Raw genomic sequence first — 15,163 nt, 5'->3', positions numbered from 1 at the left:
TATGAAAAAAGTATTGGTTACAGGAGCTAACGGTCAATTGGGGCAGTGTATTCAGAAAATATCTGAATATTATGCTAATTTAGAATTCATATTCAAAGATTCCAAACAATTGGATATTACAAACGCTGTTGAGGTCGATACCCTTTTTACAAAGAAAAAATTTCATTTCTGTGTTAATTGTGCCGCATACACTAACGTAGAGCAAGCAGAAAAAACACCCGATATGGCCTTTAAGGTGAATGCAGAAGGGGCCAAAAACATAGCACTTGCATGCAATAAATATAAAACTACACTAATTCATATTTCAACAGATTATGTTTTTGACGGCGAAAAAGAAGAACCGTACAGTGTTGAAGACGCCACAAACCCAATCAACGAATATGGTAAGTCCAAACTTCAGGGAGAATTATATATTCAGGAAATTTTAAAAAAACACTTGATTATTCGTACTTCATGGTTATATTCAGAATTCGGTAGAAATTTTTATAAAACTATTTTGGACAAAGCTATATCAGAAAAGATATTGTACGTTACGGACGCTCAGACTGGGTGCCCTACAAATGCAAATCATTTGGCGAAACATATCCTCGAAACAATAAATGAGAACGAAATGGAGTATGGGGTGCATCATTTTACTGATGGGCATGCGATGACCTGGTATGACTTTGCAAAAAAAATCCTATTAGACAAACAGTTAACAGGAAAAGTCGAACTTTTTAGGGCCATTGTATGTAATACAAACATAAAAAGACCTAGAAATAGCAGGCTAACATGAAATCTAAGTAAGATATATCTTTTAACTTTGAATAAAGATAACAACTAAAGAAGAAATAAATTCAAATGAAAATAACAGCATTATTGCCAATGAAAGGAAACTCTGAAAGAGTTCCTAATAAAAACCTAAAGATTTTTAGCGGGTCGCCGCTGTACCATAAAATTTTAAACAGTCTGTTAGCTTCAAAGCATATAGATAACGTTGTCATTAATACGGATAGTAAAAATATCAGTAACGATATTGCCAATAATTATGATGAGAGGGTGATTGTCATAGACCGACCCAAAGAAATTATCGGAGACCACGTATCAATGAACAAGGTCATCGAATATGATATCAACCAAATAGATTCTGATTACTACATACAGACCCATAGTACCAATCCGCTGTTAAGAACAGAAACTATTGATAATGCCATAGAAACAATGTTGAAAAGAAAGGAGAAATTTGACTCAATCTTTTCAGTAACAAGAATGCAAACCAGGCTATATGGTTGTGACGGAACACCCTTAAACCACGACCCCGTAAAACTTATACGAACGCAAGACCTTCCTCCCATTTATGAAGAAAATTCTAATATGTATATCTTTTCCAAAGAATCTTTTAAAAACTCTGGAGGTAAACGCATTGGTAAGAACGCTCTAATGTTCGAAATCGATAAAATAGAAGCTATCGACATTGATGAACTGCATGATTTTATAATGGCCGAATCTCTTTACAAAATACTGCGATGATATATGACGATATTGATAATTGGGAGAAGTATTTTAACACCACAGGTATATTTAGAGAAGTATTTGATACCCTTTCAGAAATTTCTGTGAATACGCCAAACGGAGAGTACAGCATAAACGATTCTTGCTATTATAAAGTAATGAGTTATGAAACAAAGATCGACCCGACAATTATTGAATCGCACATAAGAGAAGTTGATAAACAGATAGTATTAGAAGGGGGAGAAGGTATTAGCATATACGATAATTCCGAGGTAGAGATAATATCGCCATATGATAGCAAAACTGATTGTGAATTTTACAAGGGCGCAAAGAAATCAAATTTAGATTTACGCTTAATGCCAGGTAAAATGGCTGTTTTCTTTCCACAAGACATTCACGGATGTCAACATGCATTAGATGGTACTACCGAAACTATTAAAAAATTGTAATTAAAATAGATGAAAAACTTTTTGCACACTAAAAGCAATTTAAAAGAAAAGCTCAAAAAAAGAGAATTATCATTAGGGTCGTGGTTGACCATACCACACCAATCCGTAATCGAGATAATGTCATCAGCAGGTTTTGAATGGCTTACCGTAGATTTGGAACATTCCGCTATAGACATCGCTACTTTACAAAACTTGGTTGGCCATGTACAGGCGAATCAAATGGAAGCCCTGGTAAGGGTCAGCAAGAATGAAGAAGTAATAATAAAACGCGTAATGGATGCTGGTGCAAATGGCATTATAGTGCCCATGGTCAAGAATGCGGAAGAGGCAAAGCAAGCCGTTTCTTGGGTAAAATATCCACCACATGGCACCAGGGGTGTGGGCCTTTCTAGAGCACAGCATTACGGTATCGCTTTTACCGAGTATAATAAGTGGGTTCAGGATGAATCTGTTGTAATAGCTCAAATAGAGCATATAGAAGGGGTAAACAACTTAGCGGAAATTTTGGATGTTGAAGGTATTGACGGCATCATTGTAGGCCCCTATGATCTTTCGGCATCTATGGGAAAACCTGGAATGTTTTATGACGATGATGTGAAGGAGGTTCTTGCAAGAATAGATAAGATTACATTGGAAAAATCCAAAAACTTAGGTTTCCATGTTATCGAATCAGATTATAAAAAGGTTGTGGATAAGTTGGATATGCATTATAACTTCTTGGCCTTTAGTTTGGATTTTTTCTTTTTGGGAGATAAGGCTAGAGAACAAATGGAACTTTTAAAATCTAATATCAAGGAATGAAAAATGTACTGGTTTTTGGAGGCTTTGGTTTTTTAGGACACTATTTGGTCAAAGAGCTTTTAAAGAGAGGTTTTAACGTTTCTGTAGCGGATATTTCTGAAGAAAAAGAGCTAAAGGACCAAGTTGATTATACACATTGCGATATTTCTGATGAAGCACAGGTAAAAGCTGTTTTTAAAAAAGAAATTTTTGATATCGTTTATAATTTGGCAGGTTTTGCCAATTTGGACAACGCTATCAAGTTCCCTGTAAAAACGATGAACTTGAACGTAATCGGCAATATGTATATTCTGGAACAATGTATAAAGCATAAAATAAAGAAGTTTGTGTATGCCAGTAGCGCCTATGCAATGAGCAATAAAGGTTCTTTTTACGGAATCAGTAAGCTAGCCTCTGAAAAGATAATTGAGCAGTACCATAAAAAATATGATTTACCTTTTGTGATTTTAAGGTACGGATCCGTGTATTCCGAAAGAGCCTATGACAACAATTATATTTATAACTTGGTCAAAGAAGCCGTACTTGAAAAAAAAATAAACCATCATGGAGATGGCAATGAAATTCGGGAGTACATACATGCTGCAGATGCTGCAAAACTGTCCGTAGATGTAATAGAGTCTGATTTGTTTTTAAATCTGCACGTAATCCTTACAGGTACAGAACGTATGAAGCGATCGGAACTGTTCCAGATGATAAAGGAAATACTGAACGGGGAGGTAGTTGTAAATTGCCAGGATACAGGTTACCAAAACCACTATAAGTTCACACCGTATTCCTTTGAGCCCAGTGTAAGCAAAAAATTGACAGCTAATCCCCATATTGATATGGGGCAGGGTCTGTTGGAATGTATAAGAGCCGTACACAAGAATAAATAGTAGTGTTTAAAACCCCAGCCATGGCGATAAAAAATATTTTTTTTGATTTTGATGGGGTTTTAGCAGAGTCGGTGAGCGCCAAAACCATTGCATTCAAAGAAATGTACCTGTCTTACGGTAAAGATATCGCCAATAAGGTAGTTGAGTATCATATAGAAAACGGAGGTGTTTCCAGATATGAGAAATTTAGATATTGGGAAAAACAGTTTTTCGGTAAGGACCTGAGCAAAACTGAACTAAAACAAATGGCGGATAGGTTTTCTGAATTGGTATTGCAAAAAGTAATAGATTCCGAAGCGGTTTCGGAATCATTATGGTTTTTAAAAAAATACAATAAGACACTTAGGTTTTGGGTCATTACAGGTACGCCGACCGCTGAAATAGAAAAAATAGCTAAAGCTAGAAAAATAGATTGTTTTTTTGAAGGACTTCACGGGTCCCCGGAGAATAAAATCCATTGGTCAGAGTACTTATTGAGAACATATAATCTAGACAGAACCGAGACCCTGTTTTTGGGTGATGCAACTACAGATATGGATGCTGCAAAATTCTCGAAACTTCATTTCGCGCTTCGGCGTAACAAGGAGAACAGAGAACTTTTCAAAGACTACGACGGGCTTGAATTTGAAGACTTCAAACAACTTGAAAAGTTACTCATAGAACAAAAATTGTTATACTAATGAAAGTATTGCTCACTTCAACATCTTTTCAGGACACTCCCGGAAAGCATCAAGATCTTCTAAAGGCCCAAGGATATGAATTAGATATGCTGAGAGGGCCATTATTGGAAGATGAGCTATTGCCTATCGTAGGAAATTATGATGCAATAATTTGTGGAGATGACGAATATACCGAAAAGGTGCTCGAAAAAGGGTTTGAAGGTAGGCTTAGATACATTTCAAAATATGGCGTAGGGCTTGATAGAATTGATTTAAATGCTGCGGAAAAACTTGGAATACCAGTAACAAATTGTCCTGGAGTAAATCAGATATCAGTATCAGAACACGTCTTGGCACTGTTGTTCACATTCGAAAAAAATATACATGTACAACATAATTCCACACAAAATGGTAGTTGGAAACGCTGGGTCGGCCAAGAGATACATGGTAGGACAATAGGGATTGTGGGATTGGGCGCAGTGGGCAGAGAATTGGCGAAAAAATCCAACGCTTTGGGTATGAAAGTATTGGCTTTTGATATTTTTAAGGATAAAGATTTCCTAAAGGCTCATGACTATGTAAGTTTTGTATCCAATTTAGATGAAATCTATAGCCAAGCAGAGATCATTAGTCTTCACTTGCCGCACACAAGCGAATCAAAGCACATGATTAACGAAGAGGTTGTCTTTGAAAAATTAAAAAGAAACCCCATATTAATCAATACCTCAAGAGGTAAATTGGTAGATAGCAAGGTAATTATCAAAGCTCTTAAAGCAGAAAGGATTAGAGGTTATTTAACTGATGTTCTGGCGCACGAGCCCATGTTGGCCGACGAGGTTCTGAAAGGGGTGGAAAATATTATCATTACGCCCCATGTAGGCTCAAGAACCTTTCAAAGTGTAGAAAGGCAAGGTATTATGGCTGTAACTAATTTATTGAAGCTTGCTGGAAAAGATTTATGAAAAATATCTTTCGCAATCCAATGTTTACAAGTTGGATTTTTACAGGGTCCAAAATGATCGTGTTGTTGGTTCTGACCACATTGATCGTAAAAAAATTTAGTGTTGGTGAAATTGCGTTGTGGTATCTATTTACCAGTATTCAAGGGTTTGCCCACCTTTTTGATATTGGATTTTCATCTACGATAATTCGCTTTACGGCCTACAGTGCCGCAAACAAAGATCCAAACCATTTTTCTAAAAGTTTTCAGTTGCTTTACGGTTCTATGAACACCGTGTTTGCAATTTTGGTGCTATTCGTCATGGGATTTTTTGTCGCCATAGGATTTTTATCGGTAAACGAGGTCGTCCAAGAAAATAATATAACGCACGGCTTTACCGCTTTTCTGATTTTAGCATTGATAATGCCTATCAATTTCTTTTTAAAAAAGAACGATGCTTTTATTAAAGGACTAAACCAAATCTCATTGTTCAATAATTGGAATGCTATTCTTTATTTTGTGTCCGGTGTTGCTACCATTATAGCCATCTGGATGGATTTGCCGTTTTATATCGTTGTTTTGACCAATCAATTATTCAATGTGGTCAACAGTATAAAGAATGTTTTTCTTTTAAGGAGCATTGTAAATTTTAAGTTCAATATTTTTCGATTTTCTTTCGACAAAGAGATTTTACTTGAATATTGGCGCCCTACTTGGAAATCTGCCTTGATATCCTTTTCATCCAATGGGGCGAATAATCTGATAAATATAATGATACCCAATTTTTTCGGGGTTGAAATCATCGCATCTTATCTGTTCTCCATGAGAATTATTCAATTTGTCAACGAGTTTTCTTGGCCTCCGTTTTATGCATATTTGCCTGAGTTCATCAAAAAGTACAAACAAGGGGATGTTTTGTATACTGCTAAAAAAGCATATTCAAAATTGGAATTTTCCATAGTACTGTTAATCCTTGGAATTACGGCATTAAGTGTAACAGCCGATTTTGCGCTATCTTTAATCAACGCTAAAACGACCTTTATCCCGATACCGCTCATGGTATTTTTGCTTCTGATGCTTATTTTGGAACGGTTCACTGCCATGCATTCACAAATAATCATGTTTTCCAATGACATTGAGCATTACAAACAATATTTATTTTTGTCTATCAGCTTTATAGGGCTAACATTTGGGCTGATAAATATCTTTGGCCTTTACGCAATTCCATTGGCCTATACTGGATCTGTTTTTTTTCCTTTAAAAGTAATGATGGAAAGGTCTTTGCGGCTTATGAAAGTTAATTTTTGGGATTATGTCAGGAATTATATGAAAAAGATTATAATTGTGTCGGTAATTTGTTTAATTATTTTAGTTATAGCGGTTTGGTAAAGAAAAGAGTAAGACAAGTGCTGTATGTTCTATTCAATATTAGAACATTTTTTTTCATTGAATTCTACAAAATAAAAAACCGCTCCAAAACTTCGTTGTTTATTTTTACCGATTCTAGGGGCTTTGAGATAAGTAAGATTAATAATAGAAAAAGCCCTTTTTCTTCTTACTTACTTTATTTCATAAAAAACTACAGGTGCGATGTATTCATTTGCCCGCAAAAGCACACTACAATTTTTGATTTTTTATATAAATACCAAAGCTATAAGTACCGAAAATACGCAAATGTGATTGCCCATATTGGTGTGGTAGATTTTTCTCCAAGGCCAAAATCTACCATAGGTGAAATTTTGAAACTCAAAAAAAAGAAAATAATTTCTTGTTTTGGAGAAGGTTTCTACAAAGAGATAATACAGTTGGAAATGCATCCTACAATGTACATGAAAGAACATACCGCTGCCATCTTGTCAAAAAAGGCCATACCAAAAATCGCTTCCCATTTCAACACTATCCCAGGATTAATTTGGATAACTTGCAACCCGGTAGATTTAAATTGGCGCGGCAACTATGGTCGTGACAGGCCTGCCAACATTAATATTGTAAACGAGAAAAGTATTTTGTTGAAGAAGGCCCTAGGTCCCGAGGTCAAATGTATAGACCTTACAAAATTAAGCCTCGAAGAAGTACATGAATATACCTGTGACAATATACATTTGTCCGCCAAAGGGATGAAATTAATAGAGAAGGAATTAAAAAACTTAGTTCTTAATACATGATGAAAATGAAAAAACTAAAATCTTTTTTTAAAAGAAACCTACCCCTTTGGTACCTTGATCAACCGGGAATAATTTTTGGATACGACAAAGGAAAAATTAAAAAACTTCAAAACAAATTTGAAGGCCAACGTTGCTTTATTTTAGGCAATGGTCCATCCTTGAACAATATGGATCTTGGGTTGTTGAAAAATGAATTTAGTTTTGCGGTCAACGGGATTTTTTATAAGACAGACGAAATGGGGTATAAGCCTTCTTTTTACGTGGTTGAAGATGGAGCCGTAATGAGGGACAACAAAAAGCGCATCAATGAATTTAAATCTGATTACAATTTCTTTCCTAGTATATATAAAAAAGACATTCATAATAGGGAAAACACTTATTTTTTTAATATGGACAGGTCCTTTTATGAGAAAAGAAGCCCATATTTTGAAATTCCAAGGTTTTCTGTGGATTGTTCTCAAAAAATATACTGTGGGCAATCTGTTACCATCGTAAATTTACAACTAGCATACTTTTTAGGTTTTAGTGAGGTGTACCTTATTGGCATGGACTTTAATTATGAAATACCCGCAAGCCTTAAGATTGATGGCCATGTTTTTGAAAGTACCGAAGATGATGTGAACCATTTCCACCCTGATTATTTTGGCAAAGGAAAAAAATGGCATGACCCTAAACTGCATAATGTACTGAAGAGTTATAAAATGGCCAAGTTAATGTTCGAGATAGACGGGAGACATATTTACAACGCAACAGATGGCGGCAAACTTGATCTTTTTGACCGTGTGGATTATAACTCACTATTTTCAAAATGAAATTTAGCTTAATCTTAGCGACCTTTGGAATAAAAAAAATAAGGTATATCAAAGAACTGTTGCAAAGTTTAAATGATTCTACCTTTAATGAATTTGAAGTAATTCTAGTAGATCAGAATCCAGAAAACGACATAGAACTTCTTTTTTTTGAAGAAAGGTATAGTTTTTCCAAACAATATTTAAAGTCGGAACCCGGTCTTTCCAAAGCACGTAATATTGGTCTTGCTGTAGCTAAAGGGTCCTACATAGCTTTTCCTGATGATGATTGTATTTACCCAAGAGATTTATTGTCCCAAGTTTATGGTTTCTTACAGGATAATCCTTCGATAGACTTATTGGCGATAGACACCAGGGACACTATAACGGGCAATAAGCTACCCTATACAAAGAGAGCTGTCGGACAATTTAAGATGAAAAAGAATGATATTTTCAAAACAGTGACATCAATATCTATTTTTGCAAAAAAATATAATTCATTCTTCTTTGATGAACGTTTGGGCCTAGGTGCGGAATATCCTAGTTGTGAAGAGTTTGATTTTGTGACCACTTATTTTAAAAATTTAAAAAACTGTTATTTTACCGATGAATTCTTTGTTTTACATCCTAACCATACGGATAAGGGGACATCAACATTGGTAAATAAGATACGCAGACACGGGGTCGGGCATGGGGCATACTTTAAAAAGCATTTTTTTTTCGTTTTGTCCGCATCCCTATATCAAATGGTGGTTGTGCCAATCGGCGGTATCATTTTTGGCATATTCAGCCTAAATAAAAATAGGATATCGATATATTGGGCCTATCTTGTGTCAAGGGCGCAAGGTTTTATTAGCTTTTAATCAAACATGAATTTGACTATTACCAAGGAGAAATATTACTACGTACTACTTGTTATAAGTTTTCTATTCCTTTTGCTTTCCAAATCACTGGCCGGCACAACTTATTCGACTCTTTTTTCTCTTGGGTTAATGTGCGCTCTATTTTTTAAAATTATTGTAACTGAAAAAATTTGGTTCAAAAAAAGTCCTGTTCACCTTGTATTTTGGACATATATTCTGTTGTTTGCCATATCGTTGATTCGACAATATTATCATACCGACCTCACGTTTAAGGCTCTTGTAAATGTGTTTCTGTTTTTCTTGAATGTAGTTTTGGCGCAAGTCATCGTTGCTAGTAAATTAAGACTTAGCATAGGAAAGCAATTTAAATTGCTGTCCTATATCTTGAATACTTATATTTTACTGAATTTTTTGCTTTACGTGTTTGGATTTGAAAAAGCAAGATATGCTGGACAAAATTCAATATTAGGGCTTTTTAATATAAGTGTAGACAGGGTGTTCTTTATCTTTTCCCCGAGCATGGCCTACTTTGCCATGATTTGTGGTATTTCTTGTTTGGTTTCATTATTCTTTTGGTTAGAGCGACGCAGGCCAATAGACTTTTTTTTCGCTGCCATTAGCTTTACAGCTTTAGTTCTTACAGATTCTAGAGGGCCCATATTTGGGTTGCTGATTATTCTTTTTTTCATATTTGGTATCAGGAGGTTATGGGTTCGTAATCAATTGCTGATTTTTTTGTTCTTTATCTTTTCTGTGAGCTTGTTTTTGTCAGTAATGTTTTTTTTGGATACATATGTATTTGATTTAGAACAGTTTTCACGAGAAAATACCACACTTTTATCATGGCGAGATGTTATATGGGAAATCTTCTTTGAACACTATGACCCCTCTGTTACTGAGCTTCTGTTTGGATACGGTAATGTAGGTCAATTTATTTCCGGCATTTCTTACGAATATGAATATTTATTTTCGAATTGGCCAAACCCGACACAAATAAGCCTTCATAACAATACATTACAAATGTTGGTAGATATTGGTGTTATAGGCATTTTGAGTTTTTTTTCGGTATTATATTATGTTGTTCGTTTTAGCATAAGACAATATAGAAAATTCAATAATAAAATATACTTGTTAATACCAGGTGTGGTCAATTATATCTTGTTATTGGGGTTTTCGGATATAATCGTCAACATTTCAAATATTGGAGTTTATTTTGTTATTATGTTTATCATTATTAATACTTTGTATAGGCCCAAAACTGACAACACCCCCTAACACGTTAGATGAATGAATTTTTCTGTATTAATGTCAGTTTATGAAAAGGATAATCCAACTTATCTTAAAGAGGCACTGGATAGTATATGGATACAACAATCTTTGAAGCCTACACAAATTGTTATTGTTGAGGATGGTCCCTTACCAGACAAACTCTTTGCTATAATCAAGGAGTTTTCTAAAACAGCACCAGTGGAAAGGGTTAAGCTTGCTACCAATGTTGGCCTTGGAAAGGCTCTTTCTAAAGGTATTGAATATTGCTCTTATGAATTGGTAGCTAGAATGGATTCTGACGATATATCCAAACCAGAAAGGTTTGAGAGACAAATAGCTTTCTTAAAAAAACACAAAGAAATCGATGTCTTAGGGACATTTATAGATGAATTTAAGGAAACAACTTCAAACATAATAGCCACTAGAAAAGTTCCGGAAAAAAATTTAGAGATAAAAAGTAAGCTCAAAGTCAGAAATACCATGAACCATGTTTCTATAATGGCAAAAAAAAACAAAATACTAATTTCGGGAAATTACAAGACTATGTTTTATTTTGAGGATTACTATCTGTGGGCGAGAATGTTTATGAACGACTGTATTTTTTATAATATACAAGAATCATTGGTAAACGTAAGAATTGGGCAAGATATGATAGGTAGAAGACTGGGCCTTTCGTATGCCAAACACGAAATTAATTTTTACAGAAAACTAAAGGATATAGGCTTCATTGGGAACCTTGCGTTCTTAAAAGCTATTTTTCTGCGATTACCGTTGAGGTTTTTACCAAAAAAAATCCTTGGTGTTTTTTACAACTACATTATTCGATCCTAATGCCTTATAAAACCTTTTTTGATTTCAATAATGTTATTCTATTTTCTTTAGGTTGCGGTATATTTATTTTGCCCTACGACCTAAACCTTAATTCTTACTGTATTGTATTTACTTTTTTGGCTTGGTTGTATGGTGTCGTCAAAGGCAAAGTACTATTTAAGGATTTTAAGATATTGGCCATTCATTCCTTTCCTTTCCTAATTGCCGTTTTAGGTTTAGTATATACCTCAAATGTTGAGTACGGGTTCAATTATTTGACAAGAGTTTCTAGTTTTTTGATTTTGCCCGTTATTTTTGGTACGGTATCTTTTAAGGCCAGACAATACGATTACCTTCAACTTGCCTTTGTTTTTGGATGTGTTGTCTTTTTTTTGAATGCAATACTATATTTTTTCAATTACGACCTTTCCGAACTGCTAACTGGAATTTCCGAAGAAAACTTCCTTTTCAAGTTTAATCAGTTTTTTTCTAAGGAAGTTATGCACCCAACGTACTATGCCACATTTTTTTTACTCAATATTTTTTCGTTGAGTTATTTTTTTATGAAAGAGCAATCTTTTTTTATTAAGTCTTTTATACTGTTACTCATTTTTATTGTACTGGTTTTCTTAGTGTCACTAACAGCTAAAATGCCGATTATTTCACTGGTGGCAGTGTTGTTTTTTGTTCCGATTTTCTATTTGGTCAAAAATTTTAAATTCAAGATACTCATACTATATATTTTTTTGTTGGGGTCTGTTTTGATGCTTGTAAACCGTTTTTTAATGGACGTTCCAAATAGAGCTGTTCAAGAGGCTTATGATTATTATAATTACCTGACAGGGAAAAAGCTTGAAAATTATTATGAATACAAGAACTTGCAGGTAGAATATGACTCCTTTTGGTTCAAGAAAACCAATAGAGTAGTTATTTGGAAAAATTCCTTAGAATTGGCAAAAGAATCACCATTTATTGGTTACGGGACAGGGGATGTACAAGATAAACTCATAGACACTTACAAAAAAAACAATGAGTTATGGAGGATGCAATTTTTTAATTCACATAATCAATTTTTGGATTATCAATTGCGATATGGCCTTCCGGGCGTGTTGTTGCTTATTGCTTTCTTGTTCTATTATTTTAGATATGCATGGTTGAACATAGACTTTTTGTATTTGTCTTTTCTTATAATCATAACAATGGGTTTTTTGTCCGAAAACTTCATTCAACGGCATTGGGGAATAGTTTTTTTCACCTTTTTTAATTCTTTGTTCTATTACAGAATAAAACAGCTCAACACGAAACAATAATTGATATAACTCGTGTGGTTTGAGTGACAAGCTCTTATTCCATAAAGTTATGACATCCCTTGATGTAAGGCAAAATAAAACCACTGCTAATGGTAGCTTTAAGCTATTGGTTAGTATAGTTCTTTATAGTTTTAATGAAGTTTTTGCTCAAACAGTTTATAGGACTATAATCTGAGTGATATCAAAAACCAATACTTTTTAACCAATGGTATCACGGTAAAAACACTATTGAATTACCTTAGAAAACAACAGTATTTTCAATTAAAAACAGTATTGATTATTTTTAGAAAGTACAAATCGTTTCTTTTGTAAAGATTTTGGCCTTTTACATTTCTATTGTACAGTAGGCCCAAATATTTTATAAATAATATGGCCAGACCTTCTATCTTGAATCTGTTGGAACGTAAGTTCATCCTCCTGTTAGGAGATTTGTTCATAGTGATTACAAGTCTAAACTATTTCGTAATTGAGGCTATAGACCCTCAGTTTATTTCACTTAAACTAAAAGTAGTAGTAATCAGCTTTGGTATAATATCTTTTTTGGCGCTTTCATATATATTGGACCTTTACAATCTACAGCGAACATTAAAACGAAAATATGTAGTTTCGCAAGCCATTTATATTACCGCTTTATTCGTTTTAACGGTATTCATTTTCAGTTTAATTGTTTTTGATGCCAGTTTTTATATTAAACACCTTCTACTTTTTTTAATATTAACACCGCTTGAGATAGCATTATGGCGACTTTTTTTCGTGAATGTATTTAGGATTATACCAACCACAAAAAATGTTTTGTTCATTTATGATAACGAAGACCAGTCAGAAGTCAGGAGGGTAATAAATCTGATAGACGGTGACGAAGAAGAAACCTTCTACAAGGTAAAGCTTACATACAATATTAACCAGCTCATTGGTGCAAAACAAAATTTTTTGAAAGCAACAGAAAAGATAGATGCATGGATAATAAATGTTGAGAACTACAACGAACTACCATCGGATATTGAAAAGGTCATGTTAATGAGTATACTTAAAGGAAGAGAAGTAATATCTTTCACTTCGTTTTACGAAAACACTTATGAAGCCCTGCCCATACAATCCCATAACGATAGTTTTTATGAAATACTACAGCTTAGAAATAGAAAAATAAGATACTTGCAAACTATTTTCGGTTTCGGAATTAATTTGACATTGGCTTTAGTTTTGGGAGTCGTTTTTTTACTTTGCCTTCCCTTTGTTTGGTCTTTCAACTTATTATTTAATCGAGGACCATTATTTTACACTCAAAAAAGAGTCGGGTTGCATGGGAAGGAATTTAAGATTTATAAATTTAGGTCTATGGTGGTAGACGCAGAAAAGACCGGTGCCAAAATGGCGGCCAAAAACGATGCGAGAATTACGCCATTTGGTAGAATTCTGCGTGCATTTAGAATAGATGAGTTACCGCAAATTATTTCGGTAATAAAAGGTGATATGCAATTTATTGGACCAAGACCCGAGCGAAAGGTGTTCGTAAACCAACTGAACAGTCGAGTCCCCTTCTATAATGCACGCCATCTAATACGACCCGGTATTACAGGGTGGGCACAAGTAAAATATAAATATGGAGAGAACCTTGATGATTCAGTCAAAAAATTGGAATATGACCTATATTACATTAAAAACCGCTCCATAACCCTAGATTTGCGAATTATCTTTAAAACCGTAACAACAGTTCTGTTTTCGAGAGGAGTATAAAATATTAAGATGAAAAAAATACTTATAACAGGTGCAGCAGGATTTTTAGGGTCACATTTATGTGATCGATTTATTGCCGAGGGGTACTATGTCATCGGTATGGACAACCTTATTACGGGAGACCTCAGGAACATTGAGCATCTATTTCCTCTGGCCAGTTTTGAGTTTCATCACCATGATGTTTCCACATTTGTACATTTGCCCGGCACATTGGACTATATTTTGCACTTCGCCTCTCCTGCAAGTCCTATCGACTACTTGAAAATACCGATCGAAACCCTAAAAGTAGGTTCCTTGGGTACGTTGAATTTGTTAGGATTGGCGATGGACAAAAAAGCAACAATTCTTGTAGCCTCCACATCAGAGGTGTACGGGGACCCTTTGGTACACCCGCAAAACGAAGAATACTATGGTAATGTAAGCCCGGTCGGGCCGAGAGGGGTATATGATGAGGCCAAACGCTTTATGGAAGCCATTACCATGGCATACCATAGACATCATGGGTTGGATACCCGTATTGTTAGAATATTCAACACCTATGGCTCTCGCATGCGACTTAATGACGGGCGGGTAGTACCTGCTTTTATGGGACAAGCTTTACGAGGGGAGGACTTGACCGTTTTTGGGGACGGTTCGCAAACCAGGTCGTTTACATACATAGATGATCAGGTAGAAGGTATATATCGTCTGTTGATGAGCGACTATGTAGAGCCTGTGAACATAGGGAATCCCGATGAGACAACCATTAAGGAATTTGCTGAGGAAATTATCAAATTGACGGGAACGGATCAAAAGATAATTTACAGGCCCTTACCAAAAGATGACCCATTACAACGCCAACCGGATATTACCCGTGCAAAGAAAGTTTTGGGTTGGGAACCCAAGGTAAAGCGTGCCGAGGGGCTCAAAAAAGTATATGGGTATTTCAAATCCCTGTCCCCGGAAGAACTTCAAAAAAAAGAACACAGGGATTTTTCGGGAAAGCTATAGCTATTCAAGCATCAAACTG

Annotated in this window: 17 protein-coding genes; 16 read left to right on the top strand and 1 reads right to left on the bottom strand. The window is 35.0% G+C overall.

Annotation, left to right across the window (positions count from 1 at the left end):
- The first annotated feature begins 1 nt into the window (after position 1).
- The 11 genes from rfbD to HYG79_RS07735 all read left to right on the top strand — a co-directional run bounded on the left by rfbD (position 2) and on the right by HYG79_RS07735 (position 9,031).
- Positions 2–775 (top strand): dTDP-4-dehydrorhamnose reductase, encoded by a 774-nt coding sequence (gene rfbD / locus HYG79_RS07785; protein WP_179241539.1) that lies wholly within the window; start codon positions 2–4, stop codon positions 773–775.
- A 65-nt stretch (positions 776–840) separates the two neighbouring features.
- Positions 841–1,509: an acylneuraminate cytidylyltransferase family protein gene (locus HYG79_RS07780; RefSeq protein WP_179241538.1), complete on the top strand. Its 669-nt coding sequence runs from the start codon at positions 841–843 to the stop codon at positions 1,507–1,509.
- Entirely contained in the window at positions 1,506–1,940 is a 435-nt protein-coding gene (locus HYG79_RS07775; protein WP_179241537.1) for a YhcH/YjgK/YiaL family protein, read from the top strand. Before HYG79_RS07780 ends, HYG79_RS07775 begins: the two co-directional genes overlap by 4 nt.
- Before the next feature lie 9 nt (positions 1,941–1,949).
- Complete coding sequence (locus tag HYG79_RS07770; protein ID WP_179241536.1) at positions 1,950–2,741, top strand: HpcH/HpaI aldolase family protein; 792 nt, start codon at positions 1,950–1,952, stop codon at positions 2,739–2,741.
- A complete protein-coding gene (locus tag HYG79_RS07765; RefSeq protein WP_179241535.1) occupies positions 2,738–3,616 on the top strand; it encodes an NAD-dependent epimerase/dehydratase family protein in 879 nt (292 codons plus the stop codon). The genes HYG79_RS07770 and HYG79_RS07765 overlap by 4 nt, the downstream gene beginning before the upstream one ends.
- A 20-nt stretch (positions 3,617–3,636) precedes the next feature.
- Positions 3,637–4,296, top strand: coding sequence for an HAD family hydrolase (locus HYG79_RS07760; protein WP_179241534.1), 660 nt, complete (start codon positions 3,637–3,639; stop codon positions 4,294–4,296).
- Complete coding sequence (locus HYG79_RS07755; RefSeq protein ID WP_179241533.1) at positions 4,296–5,237, top strand: phosphoglycerate dehydrogenase; 942 nt, start codon at positions 4,296–4,298, stop codon at positions 5,235–5,237. Before HYG79_RS07760 ends, HYG79_RS07755 begins: the two co-directional genes overlap by 1 nt.
- Positions 5,234–6,604: an MATE family efflux transporter gene (locus HYG79_RS07750; RefSeq protein WP_179241532.1), complete on the top strand. Its 1,371-nt coding sequence runs from the start codon at positions 5,234–5,236 to the stop codon at positions 6,602–6,604. Before HYG79_RS07755 ends, HYG79_RS07750 begins: the two co-directional genes overlap by 4 nt.
- Positions 6,605–6,891: 287 nt before the next feature.
- Positions 6,892–7,380 (top strand): hypothetical protein, encoded by a 489-nt coding sequence (locus tag HYG79_RS07745; RefSeq protein WP_179241531.1) that lies wholly within the window; start codon positions 6,892–6,894, stop codon positions 7,378–7,380.
- A 5-nt stretch (positions 7,381–7,385) separates the two neighbouring features.
- Positions 7,386–8,192 (top strand): 6-hydroxymethylpterin diphosphokinase MptE-like protein, encoded by an 807-nt coding sequence (locus HYG79_RS07740; protein ID WP_228027963.1) that lies wholly within the window; start codon positions 7,386–7,388, stop codon positions 8,190–8,192.
- Complete coding sequence (locus HYG79_RS07735) at positions 8,189–9,031, top strand: glycosyltransferase family 2 protein (RefSeq protein WP_179241529.1); 843 nt, start codon at positions 8,189–8,191, stop codon at positions 9,029–9,031. The genes HYG79_RS07740 and HYG79_RS07735 overlap by 4 nt, the downstream gene beginning before the upstream one ends.
- 524 nt (positions 9,032–9,555) lie before the next feature.
- Here HYG79_RS07735 and HYG79_RS18060 read toward each other — a convergent pair.
- A complete protein-coding gene (locus HYG79_RS18060) occupies positions 9,556–9,720 on the bottom strand; it encodes a hypothetical protein (RefSeq protein WP_228027999.1) in 165 nt (54 codons plus the stop codon).
- Between HYG79_RS18060 and HYG79_RS18275 the strand changes: the two genes are divergently transcribed.
- The 5 genes from HYG79_RS18275 (at position 9,698) to HYG79_RS07710 (ending at position 15,144) form a co-directional block, all read left to right on the top strand.
- On the top strand, positions 9,698–10,306 hold the full coding sequence (locus HYG79_RS18275; protein ID WP_394367019.1) for an O-antigen ligase family protein: 609 nt from the start codon (positions 9,698–9,700) through the stop codon (positions 10,304–10,306). The two genes, HYG79_RS18060 and HYG79_RS18275, sit on opposite strands and share 23 nt — an antisense overlap.
- A 12-nt stretch (positions 10,307–10,318) precedes the next feature.
- A complete protein-coding gene (locus HYG79_RS07725) occupies positions 10,319–11,131 on the top strand; it encodes a glycosyltransferase (RefSeq protein ID WP_179241527.1) in 813 nt (270 codons plus the stop codon).
- On the top strand, positions 11,131–12,420 hold the full coding sequence (locus HYG79_RS07720) for an O-antigen ligase family protein (protein WP_179241526.1): 1,290 nt from the start codon (positions 11,131–11,133) through the stop codon (positions 12,418–12,420). Before HYG79_RS07725 ends, HYG79_RS07720 begins: the two co-directional genes overlap by 1 nt.
- A 369-nt stretch (positions 12,421–12,789) precedes the next feature.
- The gene (locus HYG79_RS07715) at positions 12,790–14,154 is read left to right on the top strand and encodes a sugar transferase (protein WP_179241525.1); all 1,365 of its coding nucleotides are present in this window, start codon (positions 12,790–12,792) and stop codon (positions 14,152–14,154) included.
- A gap of 9 nt (positions 14,155–14,163) precedes the next feature.
- Complete coding sequence (locus HYG79_RS07710; protein ID WP_179241524.1) at positions 14,164–15,144, top strand: UDP-glucuronic acid decarboxylase family protein; 981 nt, start codon at positions 14,164–14,166, stop codon at positions 15,142–15,144.
- Positions 15,145–15,163: the final 19 nt, after the last annotated feature.

Origin of the sequence: Costertonia aggregata, from assembly GCF_013402795.1 — a bacterium.
Taxonomy (GTDB): domain Bacteria; phylum Bacteroidota; class Bacteroidia; order Flavobacteriales; family Flavobacteriaceae; genus Costertonia; species Costertonia aggregata.
This window is presented reverse-complemented; position numbering and strand designations above follow the sequence as displayed.